The sequence below is a fragment of the Bacillus sp. SD075 genome, assembly GCF_017355165.1.
Classification (GTDB): Bacteria; Bacillota; Bacilli; order Bacillales; family DSM-1321; genus Peribacillus.
The window spans coordinates 53,123-60,404 of the sequence record NZ_JADILK010000027.1 but is presented as its reverse complement, the minus strand read 5'-3'; the positions used below and the strand labels follow the sequence as shown (position 1 = coordinate 60,404).

At 40.7% G+C, this 7,282-nt stretch carries 9 protein-coding genes and 1 pseudogene; 3 read left to right on the top strand and 7 right to left on the bottom strand.

What is annotated here, in order from left to right; translation table 11 throughout:
* Positions 1–184: 184 nt before the first annotated feature.
* Entirely contained in the window at positions 185–421 is a 237-nt protein-coding gene (locus IOC57_RS17075) for a hypothetical protein (protein ID WP_207439819.1), read from the bottom strand.
* 132 nt (positions 422–553) lie between these two features.
* Here IOC57_RS17075 and pdaB point away from each other — a divergent pair, with 132 nt between their 5' ends.
* Complete coding sequence (gene pdaB, locus IOC57_RS17070; RefSeq protein WP_207439818.1) at positions 554–1,306, top strand: polysaccharide deacetylase family sporulation protein PdaB; 753 nt, start codon at positions 554–556, stop codon at positions 1,304–1,306.
* A gap of 92 nt (positions 1,307–1,398) precedes the next feature.
* Here the strand turns inward: pdaB and IOC57_RS17065 are convergent, their stop codons facing one another.
* Complete coding sequence (locus IOC57_RS17065) at positions 1,399–2,079, bottom strand: KinB-signaling pathway activation protein (protein ID WP_207439817.1); 681 nt, start codon at positions 2,077–2,079, stop codon at positions 1,399–1,401.
* A gap of 137 nt (positions 2,080–2,216) precedes the next feature.
* On the opposite strand from IOC57_RS17065, the gene gerD reads away from it, so the two are divergent.
* The gene (gene gerD, locus IOC57_RS17060) at positions 2,217–2,795 is read left to right on the top strand and encodes a spore germination lipoprotein GerD (RefSeq protein ID WP_207439816.1); all 579 of its coding nucleotides are present in this window, start codon (positions 2,217–2,219) and stop codon (positions 2,793–2,795) included.
* A 36-nt stretch (positions 2,796–2,831) separates the two neighbouring features.
* Here gerD and IOC57_RS17055 read toward each other — a convergent pair whose 3' ends face one another.
* From IOC57_RS17055 to IOC57_RS17040, 4 genes are all read right to left on the bottom strand, one after another.
* Positions 2,832–3,890, bottom strand: coding sequence for an Mrp/NBP35 family ATP-binding protein (locus IOC57_RS17055; protein ID WP_207439815.1), 1,059 nt, complete (start codon positions 3,888–3,890; stop codon positions 2,832–2,834).
* A gap of 140 nt (positions 3,891–4,030) precedes the next feature.
* A complete protein-coding gene (cwlD, locus tag IOC57_RS17050) occupies positions 4,031–4,747 on the bottom strand; it encodes an N-acetylmuramoyl-L-alanine amidase CwlD (RefSeq protein WP_207439814.1) in 717 nt (238 codons plus the stop codon).
* A gap of 83 nt (positions 4,748–4,830) precedes the next feature.
* Positions 4,831–5,256, bottom strand: a complete 426-nt coding sequence (locus IOC57_RS17045) for a DUF2521 family protein (RefSeq protein ID WP_207439813.1) — start codon at positions 5,254–5,256, stop codon at positions 4,831–4,833.
* A 577-nt stretch (positions 5,257–5,833) separates the two neighbouring features.
* Positions 5,834–6,364, bottom strand: a complete 531-nt coding sequence (locus IOC57_RS17040; protein ID WP_207439812.1) for an ECF transporter S component — start codon at positions 6,362–6,364, stop codon at positions 5,834–5,836.
* A gap of 178 nt (positions 6,365–6,542) precedes the next feature.
* On the opposite strand from IOC57_RS17040, the pseudogene IOC57_RS25980 reads away from it, so the two are divergent.
* A pseudogene (locus IOC57_RS25980) lies at positions 6,543–6,717 on the top strand (MFS transporter); the annotation flags it as partial.
* Positions 6,718–6,888: 171 nt separating this feature from the next.
* On the opposite strand, the gene rpsI reads toward IOC57_RS25980, so the two are convergent.
* Positions 6,889–7,281, bottom strand: a complete 393-nt coding sequence (gene rpsI, locus IOC57_RS17035; protein ID WP_057915234.1) for a 30S ribosomal protein S9 — start codon at positions 7,279–7,281, stop codon at positions 6,889–6,891.
* Between the last annotated feature and the right edge of the window lies 1 nt (position 7,282).

The window sequence follows — 7,282 nt, the reverse complement described above, 5'->3', positions numbered from 1 at the left end:
TGTTCGCCATCTCTCTTAGCGACTTTAATATCTTAACATCTTACTGCCGCTTCGTCAACAACTTTTTTAAAAAAGTTTTTTTCAATTCTTTCTCAAAACCTTTTATGTTGCAGCAACTTTTATAATATACCAGCGTATAAATCAATAGTCAATAGATTTTTCGAATAAAATTCACTTTTAAATATCATGACTGATTCCACTTGGATACATTCGTTTTTCCCCTCATATACATTAGGCTTTCCTCCTCGGTGCTCACCCTTTTAAACAGCCTGAAAAGGATAGTATATTTCTCGTTTATTGCCCTTTTGACTAAGTGGTCAATTCTGTCATCCTGTAAATCGAATAATATTTCATCCATCTCTCTTTTTAAAAGGTACTCCAACTCCATCTTTTCTTTATCATTAATCAATAAACCCAGCATGATTCACACCTCCTCCAGACAGCTTTCCCCATTCCCGTCAATTTTATGAATTTCCAACTGATTTTTTTGCATAACAATAATCCTCGCGCATAAATTTGAAGACAAGAGTCTTATGGACAAGGGGATGGATTAATGAAATTTTTCATGGTGCTTCAAGCCAAGAACATCAAATATTATTCGTTAATTTTACTTACGGCACTTTTTACCGCTTGGTTCCTTTTTGTACAAAACATTCTTCATGCCCCCGTTTTTTCTACAGAGGATGGGCCGAAAGCGGTTTATAAAGGGGAAAAGAATGTTGCGATCACGTTCAATATTGGCTGGGGCGATGAGAAAGCCGCTCCGATAATAGAGACATTAAAAAGGGAAAAGATTAAATCCGCCACTTTTTTCCTCTCGGGATCTTGGGCTGAACGGCATCCGGATATAGTAGCCGAAATTGTGAAAGAAGGATATGAAATCGGCATCCTTGGTTACGATTATAAGGATTATTCCGAAATGGAAGATCAAGAAATCATCCGGGATATTTCTAAAGCCCAGGAAGCATTTAAAAAGCTTAACGTAAAGAATATAGAACTTTTACGCGCTCCCACCGGTCACTTTGATAAACGCCTCTTAAAGATCAGCGAGAAATTCGGATACACCGTTGTCCATTGGAGCATCGATTCAAAGGATTGGACCAATCCGGGCGTGGAACGCATCGTTCAGAACATCACCAAGGCGCAAAAGGGTGATATCATCTTATTACATGCTTCAGACTCAGCAAAACAAACGAATAAGGCGTTGCCAGAGTTAATAAGTGAACTTCGATCAAAAAATTTAAACTTCGTTAATGTTTCAGAAATGATTTCCAATTCATCAGCAAGCAGTGAGGAAATCCACTGAATGAAAAAACTGCGTACTAACGGTCTCCATGAACCTTTAGTACGCAGCTTTTATGTTTTGACTTCCTTTGTAAGGCTCGACTTACATACAGGTTAGCTGCCTTTACCTAATTCACCGGCCTTCATCTCACCCTTTGCTGGAGTTTGCTTACGCCCTCTTTTACTGGCCAATTCCTTTTGTGACCGTTCAATCAATTTGCTCAGGACCAATAATTGATAAGCATTGCAGACTAGCAACGGAAACAGCATGAAGTAAAGCCAGCTTTCATCATTGGCGCTTAGGACAGGTATCCACTCCAAAACCGTGACCACGACCATGAAAAATAAGGCTGGTATAAACGACTGTTTATTCGTTTGTTTCATTTTGAAATAAGCTGTAACAATCCCTGCGGCCAATACAACCAAGGCTAACACGATGTAAGAACTGATCCCCTCACCTGAACCAAAGCTAAGATATCGCAGGTAAACAAGATCGAATACAACAAAAAGAATGAGTACAAGCTGAACGGCATTCCATAAGGAAGCGCTTTTAAATATCCCCAGACCAAAACGATGTATCGTTAAATAGGCAAAAAAGCCGGCTTGGCTTATGACACTGAAAATTAATCCAACACCGAATAACCAAATAAAAGTTGATAGGATGGCACTGGCTTCAAAAGAAGAAAAATAAGGCTTAAACTCACTCCATCGAGCCAAGAACCCTACAACTCCGCCCGTTACGCCACCTATAAGCAATGTTGTTAAAAACAATTTAACTAAATTACGGCTGTTCATTGTTTTCCTCCATACATTTCTATTTCATTTCCTTAATTGTACCAACCAAATTTGGAAAAATCCACTTATTCCACCAAGGAATAATATCGCCGATTGGAACCATATTAACAATAAGAAGGATGAAAGGAGCCCTGCGTATGAGAGTGGGAGTTGCTTTGCTTTTCACGTCATTCTTACTCGTTTGTTCCGGTTGTGCACAGAATGGAACAGGCGCAGAAAAAATGGAGTATGAAGAGACAAAGAAAATGGTCGTTGATATCTTGAAGACAGATGATGGAAAAAAGGCCATCCAGGATATCATTGCTGATGATAAAACGAAAGCAGAACTTATTATGGATTCCGATGTCATTAAGAAATCCATTGAAGATATGGTCACTTCAGATAAAGGGAGGGAATTTTGGAAAAAGACATTTAATGACCCTGAATTCGCCTCCGCTTATGCTAAAGCATTAGAAGATGAACATAAAAAGATATTGAAGGACTTAACCGCTGATCCTCAGTATCGTGGAATGCTCATGGAAATAATGAAAGAACCGGATATGGAAAAAGAAATGAATAAATTATTAAAAACCAAGGAAATGCGGGCCGTCTATAAAGAGCTGATCATCGAAACGATGGAAAGCCCTCTCGTTCAAGCGAAAATGCAAGAGAGATTGGATAAAGCAGCCACTAAAGCGGCAGAGAAGGAAAACAAGGAGAAAAAAGAAAAAGAATAAAATAAAGGCTGATTCCAATTGGAATCAGCCTTCATTTTATTGTAGTTTTTCAATGACCTTCTTAGCAATGTCCTCATAAATCCTGCCAAGTCTATGGTCCGCTGCGTAAATCGATGGAGCAAAGTCCTCTTCATTCCAATCTGGCTGCTGCAGGGGAAGTTGACCTAAAACTTCTGTCCGAAGCTCTTCTGCCAGCTTCGCGCCGCCGCCTTTTCCGAATACATATTCTTTTTCACCGGTCGTTTTACTTTCGAAAAATGACATATTCTCTATGACACCAATGACTTCGTGTTCTGTCTTGATGGCCATTGCACCAGCCCTTGCAGCTACGAAGGCTGCAGTCGGATGCGGTGTCGTAACGATGATTTCTTTACATGAAGGGAGCATCGTATGAACATCCAAAGCAACATCACCCGTACCCGGCGGTAAGTCAAGGACCAAATAGTCCAAATCTCCCCACTCCACTTCATTAAAGAAACTGTTAAGCATTTTGCCCAGCATCGGTCCTCTCCAGATGATCGGCGCATTATCCTCTACAAAAAAGCCCATGGAGATAACTTGGACCCCAAAGCGTTCTACAGGAATGATTTTTTCCCCTCGAACAACCGGTCTTTTTGTTATCCCCATCATATCTGGTACGCTGAATCCATAAATATCAGCGTCGACCAGTCCGACCTTTTTACCCAAACGAGCAAGTGAAGTAGCGAAATTCACTGAAATCGTAGATTTTCCCACTCCGCCCTTCCCACTGGCGATCGCGATGAATTGCGTCTGGCTGTTAGGCCCAAGCAAACCTTGGTCCGCTTCATCCTGAGGAATGCTTTCACGATGCTTAGCTAACTCCCCTTCTGAAAGTTCCGTGAAACGGATGCCTACCGATTCCGCTCCGTTCGTTTTCAGCAAGTCCACAACCTCCGATTGCATTTGCATTTGTTCGGCAGTCCCCGTTTTCGCAATCGCAAGCTTAACGCTTACATGATTCTTTTCAGGTTTTATTTTGATTTCTATGATTCCATTTGTCTCTTCAAGGTTTTTATGTAGAAAAGGGTCTTTAAGATCCTTTAATAAACTCAGCACTTTCTCTTCTGTTAACAAGTCGAGCACCCCTTTGAATTTTTATTTTCCCATTTTTCAGTATAACATATTACAAAAGGAAAGCTTATTATCTACCCTGCATGCGAAACCGGATTATTTTCCCATAATAAAAAGGCCTTGTACCTTACAAGACCCAGACATCACTCTTCATCAGATAGTTTTTCCTCTGTAAAGTACCGTAAAATACCCATATATATCGAACTGGCAACCTTTTCTTGATACTTATCACTGATAAGGCGTTCCCTTTCCTCAGAATTGGAAAGAAAGCCAATTTCCACAAGCGCTCCCGGTTTCTTTGCATTATTCATCAAATACACATGATTAATCGTTTTTGCATCACGCTTTGTATTTTCCAGGTTTCTAATGATTTCAGTCTGAATGAATTTTGCAACCTGTTCATTTTCCTCGAACCTGCTTGTATAAAAAGTCTGGGCACCTTTCGATGACGCTGATGGGAAAGAGTTTAAATGAATGCTTAAAAATAAGTCCGCTTCCGAATCATTGATCATTTCAACCCGATTCCGTAAGTCCTCCTGTTTTCGCTGGCGGATCCCCTTTGTATTACCCTGTGCCAAATCCTCATCCTTCTCACGGGTCATGATGACAAGAGCACCCTGTTCCTGTAAATAGTCCCTGACCTTTAATGAAACGGAAAGAGCAATTTCCTTTTCCATTACCTCTTGTACATTTGCCCCGCCATCCATTCCTCCGTGACCTGCATCCAGAATGATGACCTTACCTGCCAACGGAAGGTTCCAGGAGTCCCAAGAATCATCTTCAACAAATTTAAAAGTCACAATTAAAAAAAGGACAAACAATCCCATAGCGATTCCTGTATATTTCAGCTTTCTGCGCATGACCGTTCCCCTTCCATGATCTCTCTACTAAAAAGTATGGGACAAACCATGGAATTAGAACAAGGAATGGGATTTTTGCCTGCTTAATGCAGTTTCATTTTATATCGTTTTTCTCCAGTCTTAAAGCCATCCAGCCACCAATCTCCCACAAATCCTTCACAACAATAAAACAAACCCTCATCGAAAGCGTTATTCGCAGTAACTTCCCGCCAATACAAAATAAAGTTAAAAAGTGTATCGACCAAAAACTTTTCTTCCTTCCAGCACCTGGCCCTTACATCTTCTTCCGACTCACCATAATAGCCAAACTTACTATAGTTGGCTCCTAATAAATAAGCCTCAATGGCAACATCAAAGTAGCCTTCCTCCAAAACATCCATCAAATCCTGTCCGAAGTAACGCTGGATCCTTCCCTTCATATCCTCAATGGAAAGTTCCCTGAGCAACCTACGTTCGAACTTCAATTGCCTTTCCCTTTGCATCTCCTGTAAACCTACTATCAAAGCCATATTTCACCTCCGGGGCAATTCTCCATTTCCCAAAATTATTTCCCAAGACATAATTTAGTTTTTACGTTCTATTTTGAACCATTCATTTATTCCATTGGCAAAAAATAATGAGGATAGGATTGGCAGGCAACTGAAAGGCCTACCGATATGTGATTTCCTTTCTCCTATAAGAAACCCGTTAAAGTGCTAACTGCAAATTTTGGAAGATAAAAGGTTCTTGCAAGGGGTATAACAGTCTTGAAAAAAGTCGGAATCACCCCCCTACCCCGCCACTCAGGCCGCTACCCGAGGCTGACCTTGCAGACTTGGGTCGCTCACTGCGCATGTCCCTTTGGACTTTGATCAATACTTACATTAGCCAGCCATTCTGCATGAAAATCTTCAGGCTTTGTGATTTATTAAGATAAAAAGGACATCCATGGTAAACGGATGCCCTTTTCTAACAGGATATAACAAAAGTCATTTAATGCCCGCCTCTTAGCAGAATGTCTTTTTAAACTGCCTGAAATTCAGAGCGCAGTCACATTTAATCGGTGTGCAACACAAAATTTGAAATGGCTTCTATATTTGTTTCACTTTATATCTGCCCTGCCCTTTTCTTTAATCGTCCAGCAAGCGGCACTACTATTATACCCGCTATCACGACCTGCATTACGTTTCCGGGGATGGAGCCAAATGGCTGTATCCAGTTACCATAAAGAATAACTTCGACAAAATAGTAGCCGATTATTTTTATAATCAATGCAACGGCAACCGCGATTGTATATACAAATTCTCTTTTGCCCGGTACCTTTTCGGATATAAGGCCGGCTAGAAAGCCCATAGCTCCCACGATGACGAATGTAAACGGTGCCCATGCTGCCCAACCAGAGAAAAGGTCGAAGAAGGCCATACCGAAGGCGCCTGCTATCGCCCCTGTTTTTTTGCCATATACCAAAGCTGCTATAAAAAGGGGAACGTTACCCAGATGGATTAGGCCACCGTTACCCATTATTGGAAGCTTAATGTTGATGAACATGGTTGCTACAAGTGTTAATGCAATGAATAACGCATTGATGACCAAGGCTTTTGTTTTAGTTGTTTCAATCGGTGAGTATGTTGAATTCATATGAAGTCCTCTTTCTTTTTTTAAGTATTATCATACTCCTAAACGGAAAGTTAATAAATATGGATTTTACAAATAAACCTGCTTTACATAAATAAACTCACATGTCAACAAACGGAACAACTGTCACCAACGTCTCTGCGGCGTTTCATTTGTATCCGATGCCGGAAATATGGTCAAATTTATCGGGTTAACCCCTTTTATATTAATCGTCATTGTTCTAGCATTCCAAAATTCAATGAATGTTGCAGAGACAACAAAAGCAAAGTTATCAACGACTGGTTTTGGCTGTATTTTATTTGGATTTAATAGCGCAGGACAAGGGGTGGGATGATCTCGTTGTCATACCTACAATTCCACATAATTCATCTCTGAATGGTAAATATTCGTGAACCTATAACAGTTGCTATACGCAAAAAGCTTCCAATATTCAAAGGTTCGCTTGCATGAGGGGGATCAAAAAAATTTTCAGACAAAAAAAGACCCCCAACCAAAATGGTTGAGAGCCTTTCGAAACGGTAATGGAATTAACGTTTTGAGAACTGAGGTGCACGACGTGCGCCTTTAAGACCGTATTTTTTACGTTCTTTCATACGTGGGTCACGAGTTAGTAAACCAGCAGTTTTAAGAGACGGACGGTATTCTGGATCAACTTGAAGCAATGCACGAGCGATACCGTGACGGATTGCTCCAGCTTGACCAGTGTATCCACCACCGCTAACGTTTACTAGAATGTCGTAATTTCCAGTAGTTTCAGTTGCAACTAGTGGTTGGTTAACAACTTCACGTAATGCTGCGAAAGGAATATATTCATTAATGTCACGACCGTTGATAACGATGCGACCTTCGCCTGGTACTAAACGTACACGAGCTACTGAGCTCTTACGGCGACCAGTACCATAATATTGAACTTGTGCCAAG